16 protein-coding genes are annotated in these 16,380 nt (G+C 70.7%); 7 read left to right on the plus strand and 9 right to left on the minus strand.

The window, feature by feature from the left end; all coding sequences use genetic code 11:
* The first annotated feature begins 13 nt into the window (after positions 1–13).
* Positions 14–781 (plus strand): DNA-binding domain-containing protein, encoded by a 768-nt coding sequence (locus tag OCT48_RS14965; protein ID WP_263589927.1) that lies wholly within the window; start codon positions 14–16, stop codon positions 779–781.
* The gene (locus OCT48_RS14970) at positions 778–1,272 is read left to right on the plus strand and encodes a DoxX family protein (protein ID WP_263589928.1); all 495 of its coding nucleotides are present in this window, start codon (positions 778–780) and stop codon (positions 1,270–1,272) included. Before OCT48_RS14965 ends, OCT48_RS14970 begins: the two co-directional genes overlap by 4 nt.
* A 28-nt stretch (positions 1,273–1,300) precedes the next feature.
* Here the strand turns inward: OCT48_RS14970 and OCT48_RS14975 are convergent, their stop codons facing one another.
* The 6 genes from OCT48_RS14975 to OCT48_RS15000 form a co-directional block, all read right to left on the minus strand.
* On the minus strand, positions 1,301–2,515 hold the full coding sequence (locus OCT48_RS14975; protein WP_263589929.1) for an MFS transporter: 1,215 nt from the start codon (positions 2,513–2,515) through the stop codon (positions 1,301–1,303).
* A gap of 87 nt (positions 2,516–2,602) precedes the next feature.
* Positions 2,603–3,457, minus strand: coding sequence for a universal stress protein (locus OCT48_RS14980; protein ID WP_263589930.1), 855 nt, complete (start codon positions 3,455–3,457; stop codon positions 2,603–2,605).
* Positions 3,458–3,783: 326 nt separating this feature from the next.
* Positions 3,784–5,274: a SulP family inorganic anion transporter gene (locus OCT48_RS14985; protein ID WP_263589931.1), complete on the minus strand. Its 1,491-nt coding sequence runs from the start codon at positions 5,272–5,274 to the stop codon at positions 3,784–3,786.
* Between the two features lie 369 nt (positions 5,275–5,643).
* Positions 5,644–6,429 (minus strand): slipin family protein, encoded by a 786-nt coding sequence (locus OCT48_RS14990; RefSeq protein ID WP_263589932.1) that lies wholly within the window; start codon positions 6,427–6,429, stop codon positions 5,644–5,646.
* A 45-nt stretch (positions 6,430–6,474) separates the two neighbouring features.
* On the minus strand, positions 6,475–7,980 hold the full coding sequence (locus OCT48_RS14995; protein ID WP_263592631.1) for an NfeD family protein: 1,506 nt from the start codon (positions 7,978–7,980) through the stop codon (positions 6,475–6,477).
* Positions 7,981–8,037: 57 nt separating this feature from the next.
* Positions 8,038–8,352 carry a putative quinol monooxygenase gene (locus tag OCT48_RS15000; protein ID WP_263589933.1) on the minus strand — a complete coding sequence of 105 codons (315 nt, stop codon included), beginning with the start codon at positions 8,350–8,352 and terminating at the stop codon, positions 8,038–8,040.
* 87 nt (positions 8,353–8,439) lie between these two features.
* Between OCT48_RS15000 and OCT48_RS15005 the strand changes: the two genes are divergently transcribed.
* From OCT48_RS15005 to OCT48_RS15025, 5 genes are all read left to right on the plus strand, one after another.
* Complete coding sequence (locus OCT48_RS15005) at positions 8,440–8,844, plus strand: VOC family protein (protein WP_263589934.1); 405 nt, start codon at positions 8,440–8,442, stop codon at positions 8,842–8,844.
* Positions 8,845–9,122: 278 nt separating this feature from the next.
* On the plus strand, positions 9,123–10,250 hold the full coding sequence (locus tag OCT48_RS15010) for a phosphotransferase family protein (protein WP_263589935.1): 1,128 nt from the start codon (positions 9,123–9,125) through the stop codon (positions 10,248–10,250).
* Positions 10,247–11,482 carry an ABC transporter substrate-binding protein gene (locus tag OCT48_RS15015; protein ID WP_263589936.1) on the plus strand — a complete coding sequence of 412 codons (1,236 nt, stop codon included), beginning with the start codon at positions 10,247–10,249 and terminating at the stop codon, positions 11,480–11,482. Before OCT48_RS15010 ends, OCT48_RS15015 begins: the two co-directional genes overlap by 4 nt.
* Positions 11,483–11,500: 18 nt before the next feature.
* A complete protein-coding gene (locus tag OCT48_RS15020) occupies positions 11,501–13,195 on the plus strand; it encodes an ABC transporter permease (protein WP_263589937.1) in 1,695 nt (564 codons plus the stop codon).
* Positions 13,192–13,851 (plus strand): ATP-binding cassette domain-containing protein, encoded by a 660-nt coding sequence (locus tag OCT48_RS15025; protein WP_263589938.1) that lies wholly within the window; start codon positions 13,192–13,194, stop codon positions 13,849–13,851. Before OCT48_RS15020 ends, OCT48_RS15025 begins: the two co-directional genes overlap by 4 nt.
* Here OCT48_RS15025 and OCT48_RS15030 read toward each other — a convergent pair.
* From OCT48_RS15030 to OCT48_RS15040, 3 genes are read right to left on the minus strand one after another with little or no spacing between them, the layout of a single operon-like run.
* Complete coding sequence (locus tag OCT48_RS15030) at positions 13,848–14,618, minus strand: YiiX/YebB-like N1pC/P60 family cysteine hydrolase (RefSeq protein ID WP_263589939.1); 771 nt, start codon at positions 14,616–14,618, stop codon at positions 13,848–13,850. The genes OCT48_RS15025 and OCT48_RS15030 overlap by 4 nt on opposite strands.
* Complete coding sequence (locus tag OCT48_RS15035) at positions 14,615–15,196, minus strand: hypothetical protein (protein WP_263589940.1); 582 nt, start codon at positions 15,194–15,196, stop codon at positions 14,615–14,617. Before OCT48_RS15035 ends, OCT48_RS15030 begins: the two co-directional genes overlap by 4 nt.
* Positions 15,193–16,242 (minus strand): DUF3179 domain-containing protein, encoded by a 1,050-nt coding sequence (locus tag OCT48_RS15040; RefSeq protein ID WP_263589941.1) that lies wholly within the window; start codon positions 16,240–16,242, stop codon positions 15,193–15,195. Before OCT48_RS15040 ends, OCT48_RS15035 begins: the two co-directional genes overlap by 4 nt.
* Between the last annotated feature and the right edge of the window lie 138 nt (positions 16,243–16,380).

The following is a 16,380-nucleotide window of genomic DNA, read 5'->3' on the forward strand; positions in this document are numbered from 1 at the left end:
TCAGGAGAGCCCCATGGAGACCCTCGCCGAATGGCAACGGCGCTTCATCGCCGCCATGCGCCAGCCCGGGAGCGAGACGGGCACCGAGCTCGGCCGAGCCGATGGCGTCGATGTCTACCGCAACAACATCCGCCAGAGCCTGATCGAGGCCCTGGCCACGGCCTTCCCGCATACCCGGACCCTGCTCGGCGTGCGCTACTTCGCCGCCGCGGCCGGCGACTATGCCCGCGACCATCCCCCGACCGACCCGCGACTGATGCACTACGGCCGGGGCTTCGCCGACTTCCTGGAGCGCCTGCCGCCATTGGCCGACTACCGCTATGTCGGCGACATCTGCCGCCTCGAACGGGCCCGGCTGGACGTCAGCCATGCCCGTGAGGTGGCCCCCGTCACCGCCGAGGACCTGGCCGGTCATCCGGACCCGGAGGGACTGATCCTGGCGCCACGGCCCGCGACCCGCCTGGTGAGCTGCCGCCACGATGTGGCCGCGCTCTGGCGGTGCCTCGAGGATGACGACGTTCCCGTTCCCCCCGGCGAGGCCGGCGACTGGCCCTGGCTGGCGGTGCGCCTGCAGGGTCAGGCCAACCTGACGCCTGTCTCGCCGCCCGTCCGGCGCCTCTACGGGCTCCTGGACGGGGCCAGTCTCCTGGGTGAGGCGCTGCTGACCACCACCGAGGCCGAGGGCGGGGGCGAGGCGGCCGCCGGCGAGGCCCTCGGCACCCTGATCGGCCTGGGCGCGCTGGGCACACCGGCCATCACCACCGCGGAGGACTCCCCATGAAGGTCCTGCTGCTTATCCCGGCACTCTACTACCACCGTCTGGAGCCGACCCTGGACCGGGTTCCCTTCGACCTGGTGGCCCTGCTGATGCGCCTCGTCCTGGGCAGCGTCTTCTTCCTCTCGGCCCTGACCAAGGTCGAGGGATTCTCGATCAGCGCGAGTACCTTCTTCCTGTTCGAGCACGAGTATGCCCTGCCACTGCTGCCGCCGGTGCTCGCGGCCTACCTGGCCACGATCGCCGAGCTCAGCCTGTCGCTGCTGCTGTGGGCCGGACTGGCCACCCGCCTGGCGGCCACGGGGCTGCTGGCCATGACGCTGGTGATCCAGACCTTCGTCTACCCCGATGCCTGGGTCACCCATGGCCTCTGGGCGGCCAGCCTGCTGACCCTGCTGCTGCGCGGCCCAGGGCGCCTGTCGCTGGATCGGCTGCTGGCCGGCTGGCTCGACCGACACCGGCCCACGGGGACGACGCCCCCATCCCCGGATGTCTAGACATGATATTTTGACCTCATGGCTTGCATTACACGCCATGAGGTCTAGGGCTATGTCCCTGTGCCTCGGGGCTGGCCAGCACACCCTGGGCCAGCCACCAGCTGCCGACCAGCAGCGCCAGCATGCCCGCCAGTACCAGGGGGAAGGAGGCGCCCAGGTCGAGCGCCACCCCCAGCACCGCCGGGGCGATCCCGGTGGAGAACACCATGGCCGCGCTCAGGGTGGCACGCACCCGGCCCAGGTGCTCGGCGCCCCAGAGCCGCACCAGCAGGCTGGTGGCAATGGACTCCTGGGCGCCCATCGCCAGGCCACCCCCCATCATCAGGACCCACACCGCCAGATGGCCCCCCAGGGTGATGGCCAGCAGCAGGGCCAGGGCGAAGGGCATCAGGTAGAGGCGCGCCAGGCGCACCGGCCCCAGCCGGTCGACCCAGTGGCCGCCGAGCAGCGCCCCGGGTAGCTTGGCGAGCCCCATGCCGGTCAGGGCCAGGGAGTAGATGGCCAGCGTGCTGCCCATGGACTCGGTCAGGTACGCCTGATAGATGAATAGCCCGGTCATGGTGATCGGCAGGACCATCAGCAGCGGCAGCAAGCGCCAGAAGCGCGCCTCGCGGAAGGGCCGCGGACCATCGCGGGTCGCCTGCCGGTCCCGCCGCGAGCGCGGTGCCGACGGCCAGCGAGCGCCACCCAGCATCAGCAGCCACGCCAGGGCGACCCCCGCGGCCAGGCTCCACCACAGCTCGCGCCAGCCCAGCCACACCAGCAGGGTGGCCACCAGCGGCGGCAGCAGGGTCTCGCCGAGCATCAACCCCAGCCCGGCGAGCCCCAGGGCGCGGCCACGCAGGACGCTGAACTCGCGTCCCGCCAGGGTATTGCCCAGGTGGCTCATCATGCCCTGGCCGCACAGGCGCACCAGGCCCAGTCCCAGTAGCCCGACCAGCCACCCGGGGGACAGCGTCAGCAACAGGATGCCGGCGAGCAGCACCAGGAGGACGGCCAGGGCGAAGCGACGCGGCGCCACCCAGTCGATGCTGGGGCCGAGGCGCAGCATGGCGAAGCCACTGGCCAGGGTGACCAGGGCGTAGGCGGTGCCGAACTCGCCGGCGGACAGGCCCAGCCGTTCGCTGATGGGGACCTGGAAGAGGCCGATGAAGAAGCTCTGGCCCAGGCTCGACGAGAACATCGCCAGGAAGGCGATGCCGAGCAGCCCCCGATGGTCCCTCAGCAGGGTGCGATAGCTCATGGCGATCTCCCGATGGACGGTGACGACGAGAAAGGCCCCGCCGAAGCGGGGCCTGTCACGGGATGAGACGCCCCGGAGGGCAGCGGCTCAGCGCAGCAACAGCACGGGAATGCTGGCCCGGCGCAGCACCGAGGTGGTGGTGCTGCCCAGCAGCAGGTGGCGAATCCGCGAATGCCCGTAGGCCCCCATCACCACCAGGTTGATGGCGTGCTCTTCCTTGTAGGCCCGCAGGGTCTCCTCCACCTCGCCGGCCCGGATGGCGCCCTCGGCCTCGTGGCCGGCCTCGCGCAGGGTGGCGAGCGCCCAGTCGAGCTGGGAGCGGTTGTCACCGGTGTCGGCACCGACGATCAGCACGTGGCAGGGAATGCCCTTGAAAAGCGGGCTCTTGGCCAGCATCTCGACGCCCTTGCGGGTGGTCTTGCTGCCGTCGAAGGCGATCATCACCTTCTCGGGGCGCTGGAAGGCCTCGGGCACCATCAGGATCGGGCGGTGCAGGCTACGGACCACCCGCTCCAGGTTGGAGCCCAGGTGCTCGCTGGCCTGATGCGCGGTCTCGCCGCGCTTGCCGACCACCAGCAGGCGGATGTCATCCTCCAGCTCGGCCAGGGTCTCGACCAGGGTGCCGTTGCGCTGGCGAGTGGCGGGCTCCGCCACGCCGTCCTCGATGGCCCGATCCCGAGCCGCCTGGAGCATCAGGCGACCCTGCTCCTGGGCCACCTTGGCGCGCTGCTCGTCCAGGTGCGAGAGCTCCTCGAGCAGGTGCTCCCGTGAGCCCAGGCCGATGTTGCCGGAGAGATCCGCCTCGGCGGTCTGGGGGTGGTTGTCGACCACGTGCAGGAAGGTCAGCGGCGCCTCGAGCGCCAGGCTGGCCCAGGCCGCATAGTCACAGACACCCTCGGAAAACTGCGAGCCGTCGATGGCGGCCATCACCTGTTCTGTCATCTGTCTGTCCTGAAGCTGGCGTGTATTGTCTCGTTCCCACGTTCTACACCATCGTGGCCGCCCCGTCACAGGGGGCCATAGGGAGCAGGGCAATCGCCGTTGAGCACGACAAGAAACTCCGGGGACAGGTCGTAGTGGGGGTCCTACGCCATGGGTGAGGAGGCTTCCTCCGAACGGGCTGGCCATGGATGGCCAGCACCGGCCCTGCAAGCGAAGCAGGATACAAGAGCGCTGCAGGGCGTCGGTAGCGCCCACGGACGAGTTCACAGCGCTCCCTCGAAGTCCTGTCGACGGCTGACTGCAACAGCCCTGCCATCGGGTAGCATTCAGTGGCCACCCATCAGCTTCTCGACCGCCTCCGGGTCATCGTGGATGGCGTAGCGATCGACGATGGTGGCGCTCGCCTCGTTGAGGCCGATCAGCTCCACCTCGGTGCCCTCGCGGCGGAACTTGATCACCGCCCGATCCAGCGCCTGGACGGCGGTGATGTCCCAGAAGTGGGCCCGGGACAGGTCGATGGTCACCTTCTCCACGCTCTCCTTGAAGTCGAAGGCCGCGGCGAAGCGCTCGGAGGAGGCGAAGAACACCTGGCCGACCACCTGGTAGATCCGGTGGCTGCCCTCGTCGGCCTCCTCGGAGCCGATGTAGAGGATGTTGCCGACCTTGTTGGCGAAGAACAGCGCCGCCAGCAGCACGCCGACGAAGACGCCGATGGCCAGGTTGTGGGTGCCCACCGTGACCACCACGGTGGCGAGCATCACCAGGTTGGTGGACAGCGGATGCTTCTTGAGATCGCGGATCGAGGTCCAGCTGAAGGTACCGATGGAAACCATGATCATCACCGCCACCAGGGCCGCCATGGGAATCTGCGAGACCCAGTCGGCGAGGAACACCACCATCATCAGCAGGGCGACGCCGGCGATCAGGGTGGAGAGACGAGAGCGGCCCCCCGACTTGATGTTGATCACCGACTGGCCGATCATCGCGCAGCCCGCCATGCCGCCGAGCAGGCCGGTGCCGATGTTGGCGATGCCCTGGCCCTTGCACTCGCGGTTCTTGTCGCTCTGGGTATCGGTGAGGTCATCGACGATGGTGGCGGTCATCATCGATTCCAGCAGGCCCACCACGGTGAGCATCACCGAGTAGGGCAGGATGATCATCAGGGTCTCCAGGTTGAGCGGCACTTCCGGCCACAGGAACACCGGCAGGCTGTCCGGCAGTTCGCCCATGTCGCCCACGGTGCGGATGTCCATGCCGGTCAGCAGGTAGACGGCGGTGAGTAACAGGATGCAGACCAGCGGCGAGGGCAGGGTCCTGCCGATCACCGGTACGTAGGGGAAGAGGTAGATGATGCCGAGCCCCGCCGCGGTCATGGCATACACATGCCAGGTCACGTTGGTCAGCTCCGGCAGTTGCGCCATGAAGATCAGGATCGCCAGGGCATTGACGAAGCCGGTGACCACCGAGCGCGAGACGAAGCGCATCAGGTCGGCCAGCCGCAGGTAGCCCGCGGCGATCTGCAGCACCCCGGTGAGCAGGGTGGCGGCCAGCAGGTACTCCAGGCCGTGCTCCTTGACCAGGGTCACCATGAGCAGCGCCATGGCCCCGGTGGCCGCCGAGATCATCCCCGGTCGGCCGCCGGCGAAGGCGATGATCACGGCCATGGAGAAGGAGGCATAGAGGCCGACCTTGGGGTCGACCCCGGCGATGATGGAGAAGGCGATGGCCTCGGGGATCAGGGCCAGGGCCACGACGATGCCCGCCAGGGTGTCGCCCTTGAGGTTGGAGAACCAACTCAGTTTCATCTTTTCGTACATGCTGCGGTCCAGTCAGGGGTGATTGTCATGCCGGGGGGCGCCAGAATGCGTGACGTGCGCAACCCTTCCCGACATCGCGAGGGATGCCGACGCCGAGGCGTGTCGATGAGCAGGCGGAAGTCGCAAGGCGGGCGCGGGGCGCCCAGGACATCGGCATGATGCCCGGCCGCGATGCCGCCGTGGCGGCGGCATCGCGACCCGAATCGGGAGGGAAAGCTAGGGCGGCGTGGCCAGCCCGGAACGAGGGGTCATCACGGTCTGTCGGTTCCCTTGCTCGAGATCAGCGGGGGCGTTGAACGAACGTCTAACGAACACCCCCGACGAGAGCGCCAGAGTCTATCAGAACCCGTGCTGCACTGCACCCTGGGCTCAGGCGTCGTCGGGTTCACCGCGTGGCGAGACGGTGCGGCCACCACCCAACGGCTTGAAGGCTTCCAACAGGTCGATGGGCAGGGGTACCACGATGGTGGAGGCGTTCTTGTTGCTCATGTCGTTCATGGTCTGCAGGTAGCGCAGCTGAAGCGCCGCAGGATTCGCCGACATGACGTGGGCGGCCTCGACGAGCTTCTTCGAGGCCTGCAGCTCGCCCTCGGCGTGGATGACCTTGGCGCGCCGCTCGCGCTCCGCCTCGGCCTGGCGGGCGATGGCGCGGATCATGCTCTCGTCCAGGTCGACGTGCTTGATCTCGACGTTGGCCACCTTGATGCCCCAGCCCTCCGCCGAGGCGTCGATGATCTCCTGGATATCGTCGTTGAGCTTGTCGCGCTCGGAGAGCATCTCGTCCAGGTCGTGCTTGCCGAGCACCGAACGCAAGGTGGTCTGGGCCAGCTGACTGGTGGCGTTGACGAAGTGTTCCACCTGGATGATCGCCTTCTCCGGATCCACCACCCGGAAGTAGAGCACGGCATTGACCTTGACGGTGACGTTGTCCTGGGAGATCACGTCCTGCTCGGGCACGTCCATGGTGATCACCCGCAGGTCGACCACCTCCATCTTCTGGATGCCGGGGATGATGATGAACAGCCCCGGCCCCTTGACCGCCTGGAAGCGCCCCAGGAAGAACACCACGCCACGCTTGTACTCCGGCAGGATGCGGATCGAGGCCGCCAGCAGCATCAGCACCAGGACGACCGGCACGAGATAGGAAATCATCATGGTTGTCTCTCCTCGACGTTGAGGGCCGGCGTCCGCCGGCCTCCTTCAGGACGCTCCGTCCTCCGGCTCGACCTCGACGGTGAGGCCATCGATGCCGACCACGCGCACCACCTGGCCGCGGTTCAGCGGACGACGGCTGCGCGCGTTCCAGCGCTCGCCATGGAGCCGCACGTGGCCCTCGCCCTGGAAGTCCTCCAGCACCTCGGCCTCGTTGCCCAGCAGTTCCTCCTGGCCGGTGCGCGCCGGACGCCGGCGCAGGCCGAGGAAGCGGGTCATGATCCACAGCATCAGCCCCGCCGCCACCAGGGCGATGCCGCCGATCAACGGCAACGAGATGTTCAGGGTGTCCGCGTCCATCAGCATCACCGAGCCGATCACGAAGGCCACGATGCCACCCATGCCGAGGATGCCGAAGCTGGGCATCAGGGCCTCGCCGACGATCAGCCCCAGCCCCACCAGGATCAACGCCAGGCCGGCATAGTTAACGGGTAGCACCTGGAAGGCGAAGAGCGCCAGCAACAGGCAGATGATGCCGATGGTGCCCGGCACCAGGCTGCCGGGGTTGGAGAGCTCGAAGATCAGGCCGTAGAAGCCGATGATCATCAGGAAGTAGGCCACGTTGGGGTTGGTGATCACTTCCAGCAAGCGGGTTCGCCAGTCCGGATCGAAGCGCTCGACGGCCAGATTGGCGGTGGCCAGGGTCAGTGTCCCGTCGGCCATGACCACCTCGCGGCCGTCGATCTGCGCCAGCAGGTCGTCGAGGTCGGTGGCCAGCACGTCGATGACGTTCTGCTCCAGTGCCTCCCGGGCGGTGAGGTTGACCGCCTCGCGCACCGCGGCCTCGGCCCAGTCGGCGTTGCGGCCATGACGATTGGCCAGCGAGCGGATGTAGGCCACGGCGTCCTCGAGCACCTTGCGCTCCATGGCGGTCTCGCCACGGCGCTTGTCCGGCTCGCTGCCCGGCGTCTCGGCGGTGTCGCCTCGCTCGCTGCCCGCGCCCTCCTCGCTTGCCGACCCGCCGCTCTTGTCCTTGCCGCCGCTGGAGGCACCGTCGCCCTCATTCGCCTCCCCCGCCGGGTCGTCCGGCGTCTCCGGCTCGCCGATGCCGGGGAGACCGCCCCCGCCACCGATCTGCACCGGCGTGGCCGAGCCCAGGTGGGTGGCCGGGGCCATGGCCGCCACATGGCTGGCGTAGAGCAGGTAGGTGCCGGCGCTGGCCGCCCGGGCGCCGCCGGGGGAAACATAGAAGGCCACCGGCACCTCGGAGGACAGCATGGCGGAGATCATGTCGCGCATGGCGGCGTCGAGGCCCCCGGGGGTATCCATCTGCACCACCACCAGCTCGGCGCCGCCCTCCTCGGCGAGGTCGAGACCGCGCATGAAGTAGTCGCTGGTGGCCGGGCCGATGGCACCGTCGAGGGTCATCACCAGCGCCGTGTCGCGCGCCTCCTGCTGAGCCGTCGACTGCCAGGCGGCCAGGCTACCCAGCAGCAGACAGGCCAGGCTCAGCCAGAAGACGACTCGATGCCGGGACAGCGATCGCGTGGACATCATGGTGCCTCGCCTTGGCATAAGGTTAATCCTGTGATGCCGGGCGGGGCGATTCGTTCAGGCCCCGGGGCGCACCCCGGGGCTCGTCGCCAGGACATCGGCGCGAATCACCTGCTGCTCGGCGATCAGCTCGTTGACGACCGCCCGGCAGGCCGCGTAGTGCGGTGTTGCCTTGTGGGTCGCCAGGGCTTGTTGGTCAGTGTAGATCTCATAGAGGTGGAAGAGGTCCGGGGTATCGCGATCCTCGATCACGTCGAAGGCATGGCAGCCCGGCTCGTCGCGCACCGAGGCCTCGGCATTGGGCAGCATGGCCGCGAGGAAACGCTCGCGGGTGCCGGGCTTCAGCCGGGTCTGGACGATGATGCAGTACATGGGGACTCCCGAGGGTTGTGGATTGCCACTTTTTATGGAAACATTTTCCAACGTATTGATGAAGCCCCATCGCGCCGAGGAGGTCCCATGCAACGCCCCGCCCCGTTCAACGGCATGCGCCACATCGCCCTGCAGGTCCAGGACCTGGAGGCCTGCGAGCGCTTCTACGTCGAGGTGCTCGGCCTGGACGTACTGCGTCGCGCCCACGAGGACCTCGTCTACTTGACGCTCGGCAATGACAATGTCTCGCTTTCCCGGGCCCGTCGCCCTACCGGTGACGATCCCCAGCGCCTCGACCATTTCGGCTTCGTGGTCGATGCCCGCGAGGACGTGGATGCCTGGCACGCCTACCTGCTCGAGCGGGGTGTCGAGGTGGTGCGCGGCCCCCACGACCACGCCGACGGGGGGCGCAGCCTCTACTGCAAGGACCCGGACGGCAATACCGTGCAACCGCTCTACCATCCCAGCGTCTCCGGCCAGCGCCTGCGCTGATCCCGGCTCTCTCGCGGCGGCCCCCGGCCGCCGACTCCCCGGCATGCTCGCCATGCTGACTCGTTAGGCGCCACCGGCCACGGTGGCGCCCTTTTTCGTGGCGCGACTGGCGATCACGGCGTCGGGGTGCCAGGATGCGGCGTTGACGGCGAGCTCCCGGCCGACGGGCGCCGGCGGCTATGCTGAGACACGAGGGCGAGGCCTTGCCGCCCACCGTTGTAAGGAGTGCGTGCCGTATGCGACCGAGTGCAGGCACGCTACCACCAAAAGGACCCCCGATGCCCGAGACGTCGCCCCACCCGGCCGACACGGATCGCCGCGACGCGGACACCCTGCTCGCTCGCCTGACCCGCGCCCTGGCGCGGGCCGGCGAACTCGCCGCGGTCCGGGAGCTCACGGCGATGGCCGATACCGGCCTCGCCCACTGGCATGTGTGGCTGCACCGCTCGGGCGACGACCTGGTGGCGCGCATCCCCAAGCAGAGCCAGATGGGGCTGCCGGCCAGGGACAACCTGGCCTACCAGGCGGCCTGCTTCGCGCGGGCCGCCGTCGGCGGCCATGCCCCGGCCCTGCACGGCCGCCTGCCGCCGGACGCGGACCTGCCCCGGGGCGCCCTGCTGGTCGAGGCCATCGTGGGCCGCCCGGCCCGGCTGCCCGAGGACCTGGCGGCCATCGCGCGCAGCCTGGCGGGCCTGCATCGGCTGCCCCGCCCACCGGTGGCGGAACGCGCGCCCCTGCAGGCGCCCGACGATCCCTGGCGGGCGATGCGCGAGGAAGTGCTCGGCCAGGCCGCCGCCCTGCCCGAGGCGGGGCTCGGGGCCGAGGCACGCCGGCTGATCGAGGCCCAGCTCGCCGCGCTCCCCGACCGGCTGCCGGGGGCCGCGGGCATGGCGCGGCTGATCAGCTTCGATGCCCATCCGGGCAATTTCCTGGTCGAGGCCGGCGGCCGCGCGGTGCTGGTCGACCTGGAGAAGTGCCGTTATGGCCTGCCGGGCTTCGACCTGGCCCATGCCAGCCTCTACACCTCCACCACCTGGGACCTCGCCAGCCGGGCGGTGTTGAGCCTCGACCAGGTCGCCGGCTTCCATGACCACTGGCGCGAGGCCATGGGCATGGAAGCCGACACGCATCCCCCGGACGCCCTGCTGGCCTGTCGCCGTGCCATGTGGCTGTGGTCGCTGACCTGGTGTGCCAAGTGGCGAGTCGCCCAGGGGCGTCGGCCCCGTCACCCCCGGGACGGCGAGGACTGGTCCGCCGCGCTCAGCGAGGAGGCCCTGGTCGCCCATGTGCGCGGGCGGGTCGACCACTACCTGGAGCCGGCCACGCTGCGGCGCGGCCGCGACGAACTCGATGCCCTGGCCGCCCGGTCTTCCCGCTCCCCCCGCCACACAGGATCACCACCATGACCCCAAGCGACCCGGCCCGACGCGCGCTCCCCTTGCTGCTGGCGATAGCGCTGGCCCTCTCGCTCCCTGCGGCGGCGACCGCCGAGACGGCCCTGCCCGAGGACTGGGGCGAGATCGAGACCCAGGCCCGGGGGCAGACCGTCTACTGGAACGCCTGGGGCGGGGATGCCACCGTCAACCGCTACATCGCCTGGGTAGCCGAGCGGATGGCCGAGCGCCACGGGGTGGAAGTCGTCCACGTCAAGCTCGATGACACCGCGGCGGCGGTCTCCCGGGTCATCGCCGAGAAGTCGGCGGGCAACCAGGAGGAAGGCGCCATCGACCTGGTGTGGATCAACGGCGAGAACTTCGCCGCCATGAAGCGCCACGCCCTGCTGTTCGGTCCCTTCACCCAGCGGCTGCCCAACTTCGCGCTGACCGCGCCGGACGACAATCCCGAGATGCGCACCGATTTCACCCTGCCCACCGAGGGCTACGAGTCCCCCTGGGGCAAGGCCCAGCTGACCTTCTACTACGATGCCGAGCGCGTCGAGGCGCCGCCGCGCGACATGCGGGCCCTGCTCGACTGGGCGAAGGCCAACCCCGGCCGCTTCACCTATCCCCTGGTCCCGGACTTCCTGGGCAGCACCTTCCTCAAGCAGGCCCTGCTCGAGCTGGTCGAGGACCCGACGGTACTGGCCGAGCCGGCGAGCGACCACGATGTAGCGGCGGTGACGACCCCGTTGTGGGACTACCTGGATGCCCTGCATCCGCACCTGTGGCGCCAGGGCCGCCACTTCCCCGCCAGCGGGCCCGAGCTCAAGCAGCTGATGGGCGACGGCGAACTGTCCCTGGCCTTCACCTTCAATCCCGCCGAGCCGGCCGCGGCGGTGGCCGACTACCAACTGCCCCCCAGTACCCGTAGCTACGTGCTGGACGGCGGCACCCTGGGCAATGTCCACTTCGTGGCGATTCCCTTCAATGCCCGGCACAAGGCCGGGGCCATGGTGCTGGCCAACTACCTGCTCTCCCCCGAGGCCCAGGCCCGCAAGCAGGCCATCGCCGTCTGGGGCGATCCCACCGTGCTCGACATGGACCGGCTCGACGCCGACGCCCGGGCACTGTTCAGCGGAGACGACGACAACCCGGCGCGCCTGCCCCCGGAGGCCCTGGAGAGGCTGCTGCCCGAGCCCCACCCCAGTTGGATGGAGGCCCTGGAGGCGGCCTGGCTCGCGCGCTATGCCCAGGGCTGACGGTCGGGCGGGATACTGATGTCGGGCTTCACCCTGGGGATTCGCCTGCTGCCCCGCCTCACCATCCTGCTGCTGGTGCTGCCCGTGGTCGCGGGCCTGGTGGGGGTCGTGGCGCCGGCCTTCGGCTGGCTGCCGGCGCTGGGTGGCCGGACCTGGACGCTGGACCACTGGCAGGCGCTGTGGCAGGCGCCGGGGCTCACGGACATGCTGCGGCTGAGCCTGGTCACCGGGCTCGCCAGTACCCTGCTGGCCCTGGCCATCGTGGTGCTGTTCCTGGCGGCCTTCCTCGAGACGCCGCTGTTCCGGGTGGTCAGGCGCCTGCTGTCGCCGCTGCTGGCCGTGCCCCACGCCGCCGCCGCCATCGGCCTGGCCTTCCTGCTGGCCCCCTCGGGGCTCGCCAGCCGCCTGTTCTCGCCCTGGCTCACCGGCTGGACGCAGCCGCCGGACTACCTCTTCCCCGGCGACCCGAACGGCGTGGCGCTGATTGCCGGCCTGGTGCTCAAGGAGGTGCCCTTCCTGCTGCTGATGAGCCTGGCCGCCCTGCCCCAGTGCCAGGCCCGAGAACGCCTGATGGTGGCCCGCTCGCTGGGCTACGGTCCGGTCAGCGCCTTCGCCAAGGCCGTGCTGCCGGGGCTCTATCCGCTGATCCGCCTGCCGGTGTATGCGGTCATCGCCTTCGCCTCGTCCACCGTCGAGGTGGCGCTGATCCTGGGCCCCTCGACGCCGCCGCCCCTGGCCGTGGCGGTGGTCCGCTGGCTCGGCGACCCCGACCTGTCGCTGCGTTTCCTGGCCTCGGCCGGGGCCCTGCTGCAACTCGCCGCCACCGCCCTCGCCCTGCTTACCTGGTGGGGAGCCGAGCGCCTGGTGCGGCGGCTGGCGGCCGGCTGGCTGATCGATGGCGGCCGGCGACGCGGCGAGGCCACCGGCCGGGTGCTCGGCGCCACTCTGACCTGGCTGGCCATCGGCCTGCTGGCGGCCAGCCTGGCCGGGCTGATCCTCTGGTCGCTGGCCGCCTACTGGCCCTTCCCCGCCGCCTGGCCCTCGCCGATGACGCTGCGGACCTGGCGGGAGGCCGCCGACACGGCCCTGGGCCCGCTGCGCCATACCGCCTCCATCGGCCTCGGCGCCACCGCGCTGTCGGTGGTGCTGGTGGTCGGCTGCCTGGAGGCCGAGACCCTGCGCCGGCGGCCGCTGCGGCCCGGGGCCCAGCTGATCCTCTACCTGCCGCTGCTGGTGCCCCCGGTGGCCTTTCTCTACGGCCTGGTCCAGCTCCAGGCCCAGCTCGGCCTCGCCGCCGGCTGGCTGGCGGTGACCCTGGGCCACAGCCTCTTCGTGCTGCCCTATGTGTTCCTCTCGCTGGCCGAGAGCTATCGGCGGCTCGACCCCCGCTGGAGCCAGGTCGCCGCCGCCCTGGGGGCGTCCCGGGCCGCCATCTTCCGGCGGGTGCGGCTGCCCATGTTGGCGGGGCCCATCGCCGTGGCCGCCGCGGTGGGCTTCGCGGTCAGCGTCGGCCAGTACCTGCCGACCCTGTTGCTCGGCGCCGGCCGGCTGGCCACCCTGACCACCGAGGCGGTGAGCCTGGCCAGCGGCGGCGACCGCCGCCTGACGGCGGTCTACGCGCTGGGCCAGCTCGCCCTGCCGGCCCTGGGCTTCGCGCTGGCCCTGGGCCTGCCCCGCCTGCTCTTTCACCATCGACGCCAGCTCCTGCCATGACCCAGACAACGCCCCCGACCGCCCGATCTCCCCTGATCCTGGAGGAGGTGACCATCCGCCACGGCGAGCAGACCCTGGTCGCCGTGGATGCCCGCATCCCTCCCGGCGAGGTGCTGACCCTGATGGGCCCATCCGGGGTCGGCAAGTCGACGCTGCTGGCCCAGGTCGCCGGCTTCCTGGCCCCGGTGTTCCACGCCACCGGGCGGATCCGGCTCGGCGACGACGACCTGAGCCGTCGTCCCCCGGAGCGCCGGCGGCTGGGACTGCTCTTCCAGGACCCGCTGCTGTTTCCCCACCTCAGCGTGGGCGGCAACCTGGCCTTCGGCATGCCCGCCGGGGGCGGCCGCCGACGGCGCCGGCGGGCCGTCGAGGCGGCGCTGGCGGACATCGGGCTGACGGGCTTCGCCGACCGCGACCCGGCGACCCTGTCCGGCGGGCAGCGCGCCCGGGTCGCCCTGATGCGGGTGCTGCTGGCCGAGCCGCGGGCCATGCTGCTCGACGAGCCCTTCTCCAAGCTCGATGCCGCCCTGCGCGACGAGATGCGCCGCCTGGTGTTCGCGCGTATCCGCGCCCGGGGCCTGCCGACCCTGATGGTGACCCACGACCGCGACGATGCCGTGGCGGCCGGGGGGCGGGTGATCGAGCTCGCACCCTAGGACTCGGGCGCGACCCGTGCCGGGACGCGCGGCGCGGGCAGATCCTCCAGCCAGCGCAGCTCGCGGGGGCTGAAGCCGCCGACCAGGCGTGGCTTGACGACGTCGAAGAACGGCGAGATATCGAAGTCCCGTGGCGTAAACAGGGTGTAGTGCCGCCGCCGGAACAGCCGACGATGGCCGGCGACGCGGATCGGCAGGATGGGATAGTGCACCGACTGGAAGGCCTCGGCGAGCAGCGTCGAGCAGATGGCCCGTGTGGGATCGCCGCTGCCGAGCGCCAGCAGGCGGCGCCGCCAGGCGACCGGCACCGGGGGCAGCGGCAACAGGTAGCGGGCCAGGTCGACGATGTTGCGCAGGTCATAGTGATGGCCCACCCGGGCGTGGGCGAAGTCGATCAGCCGCTCGATCTCCGCCGCCGACAGGCCCACCGGGCGACAGATGCGCAGGGTATGGCCCCGGTAGGCGTCGAAGCCCACCATGCGCACCCCCTCGGCCAGGTCGGCCTCGATGAACCACTGGCCCGGATGGGCGCCCAGCCGGCGGGCCTGGCGCTCTCCCACATAGAGGGCGGCGTGGGACCAGGAGGACTGGGTCAGGTACTTGATGACCGTGCTCAGCCGGGACGAGCCCTCGACCCGCAGGACATCCCCCGGGCGCAGGCAGCCGCGCACGTCCTCGTCGTAGGGGGCCACCGTGCGGTGCCAGGGCCGCGGGCAGGACAGCCAGCAGCCCAGCCAATAGCCGCACCGCTCCAGCCAGGTCGTCATCGCCCCCCTCCCCGGCCCTCCTGGCCTACCTGGCCCTGCTGCTCACGCCAGACCGCCAGGCGGACGAGCCCCAGCAGCAGGGCCAGGTAGGCCAGCGGGATCAGCCAGGGGGCCAGGACCGCCAGGCCGCCGGCGATCGGCAACCCCAGCCAGACCACCAGCAGGGGGGCACAGCAGGCACCGCCGGCCAGCAACGCCGGCAGGGCCGCCAGCCCTCCGCTGGCGGGCGCACGCCTCGGGCAGGCGGCCGGTGCCCGGCGGGCCAGCCACAGCCCGGCCAGGTTGCCCCCCAGCAGCAGGCCGAGCCCCAGGGCGATCAGGGTGTCGAGGGGACTGAGGGTCCACACCCAGGGTCCCAGTTCGAGCAGGCCCACCGGCTCGAAGCGAAGCGGCCCACGTGACTCGACCATCCGATGCCAGGCGGTGATGGACAGGCGCACGCCGCCCCGGCCGCCGCCGGCGATATCGCCGGACAGCCACAGGATGAGCAGCGCATAGCCCAGGGTCGTCGCGGCCATCATGACGAGGGTGGCGGGCCGCGAGAACAGCGCCGCGAGCAGGCGGGCCAGGGCGGTCATGGCGCTTCCCCCTCACCGATCAGCACGCTGTCGGGGTGGAAGCCGGCCCAGGCGAACCACATGACCTGGAAGGCGTTCACCGGCTCGAGCGCCTCGACCTCCGGCCCACTCACACCGCCAGGGCCGAAGCGCAGCGAGGCGGGGTCGATGGCCTGGCCCGCGGAAGTACGGAACACCCAGCCGGTAGCCAGTCCGGGATCGTGGATGACCACATAGGCGCGCTCCCCGAGGGTCAGGCGCACCATCCCGGCCTCGCGCAACGCCGGGAGGCTGACGGCGGCGGCGCCCTCGGCCTCGCGGAAGGCCAGCACCATGGCCTTGGGCGGCAGGCGGGTATCCTCGGCCATCACCGGGAAGAGCCGGCGACTCTCGGGCCGATAGTAGCCGGCCAGCGGGTTGTAGCCACCATAGGGGTCACGCCGGTAGTTGCGTACATAGCCGGTGTCGCGGCTCAGCACCCGGGTCCCGGGATGACGCGCCCGCCAGGCCTCCCAGGTCGTCCACACCAGTCGCTCGGGGACCAGCCCCTGGCCGGCCAGGGGACCGTCGATGGCCAGGCCCAGCAGTTGCGGCCACTCGCTGTCGGTGGCCCGGTCGTACATCACCAGGTTGCTGTTGAGCAGGCGCCCGGAGACGCCGAAGGTGCTGTCGCCGCGACGGAAGCCCAGCGCCGAGCCGGTCAGCGGGCAGTAGGTGATGGCGAGCGACTCGCCGGCCACCACATCGTTGACGATCTCGTGCCAGACCAGGATGCGCTGGGGATAGGCCCGGGCCTCGCCATCCCGCTGGAGGCCGATCACCCGGTCGCCCGGCGCCAGCCAGGCATCCGCCTCGCTCGCCGACTCGAAGCGCGGCCGGTCGATGGCGGGAATGCCGTCCTTGCCCGGCCCACCGGGACGCACCGCCTGCCGATAGGCCGCCAGGGAATGCGCCAGCGGCACCTCGGGATCGGGGAGCGTCGGCGGGGCCGCCGCCCACGAGGCCGCCGCCCCGGCCGGGAGCAGAGACAGGCCCAGGATCACGGTCAACCAGGCGCGAGCCATCATCGCGTTTTCCCCCTCGGCGCATGAATCGCCTCTCCGGAATTCGTCGGCGATCCGCGCCGGGACTTACACGGGCGCGAGTTCGCGGTAAGGTTTGGACAGGCGCGCCGACCCAAGGGGGCGCCTTGCCCATGGACGTCG

The organism is Halomonas sp. M4R1S46 (assembly GCF_025725685.1).
Taxonomy (GTDB): Bacteria; Pseudomonadota; Gammaproteobacteria; order Pseudomonadales; family Halomonadaceae; genus Halomonas.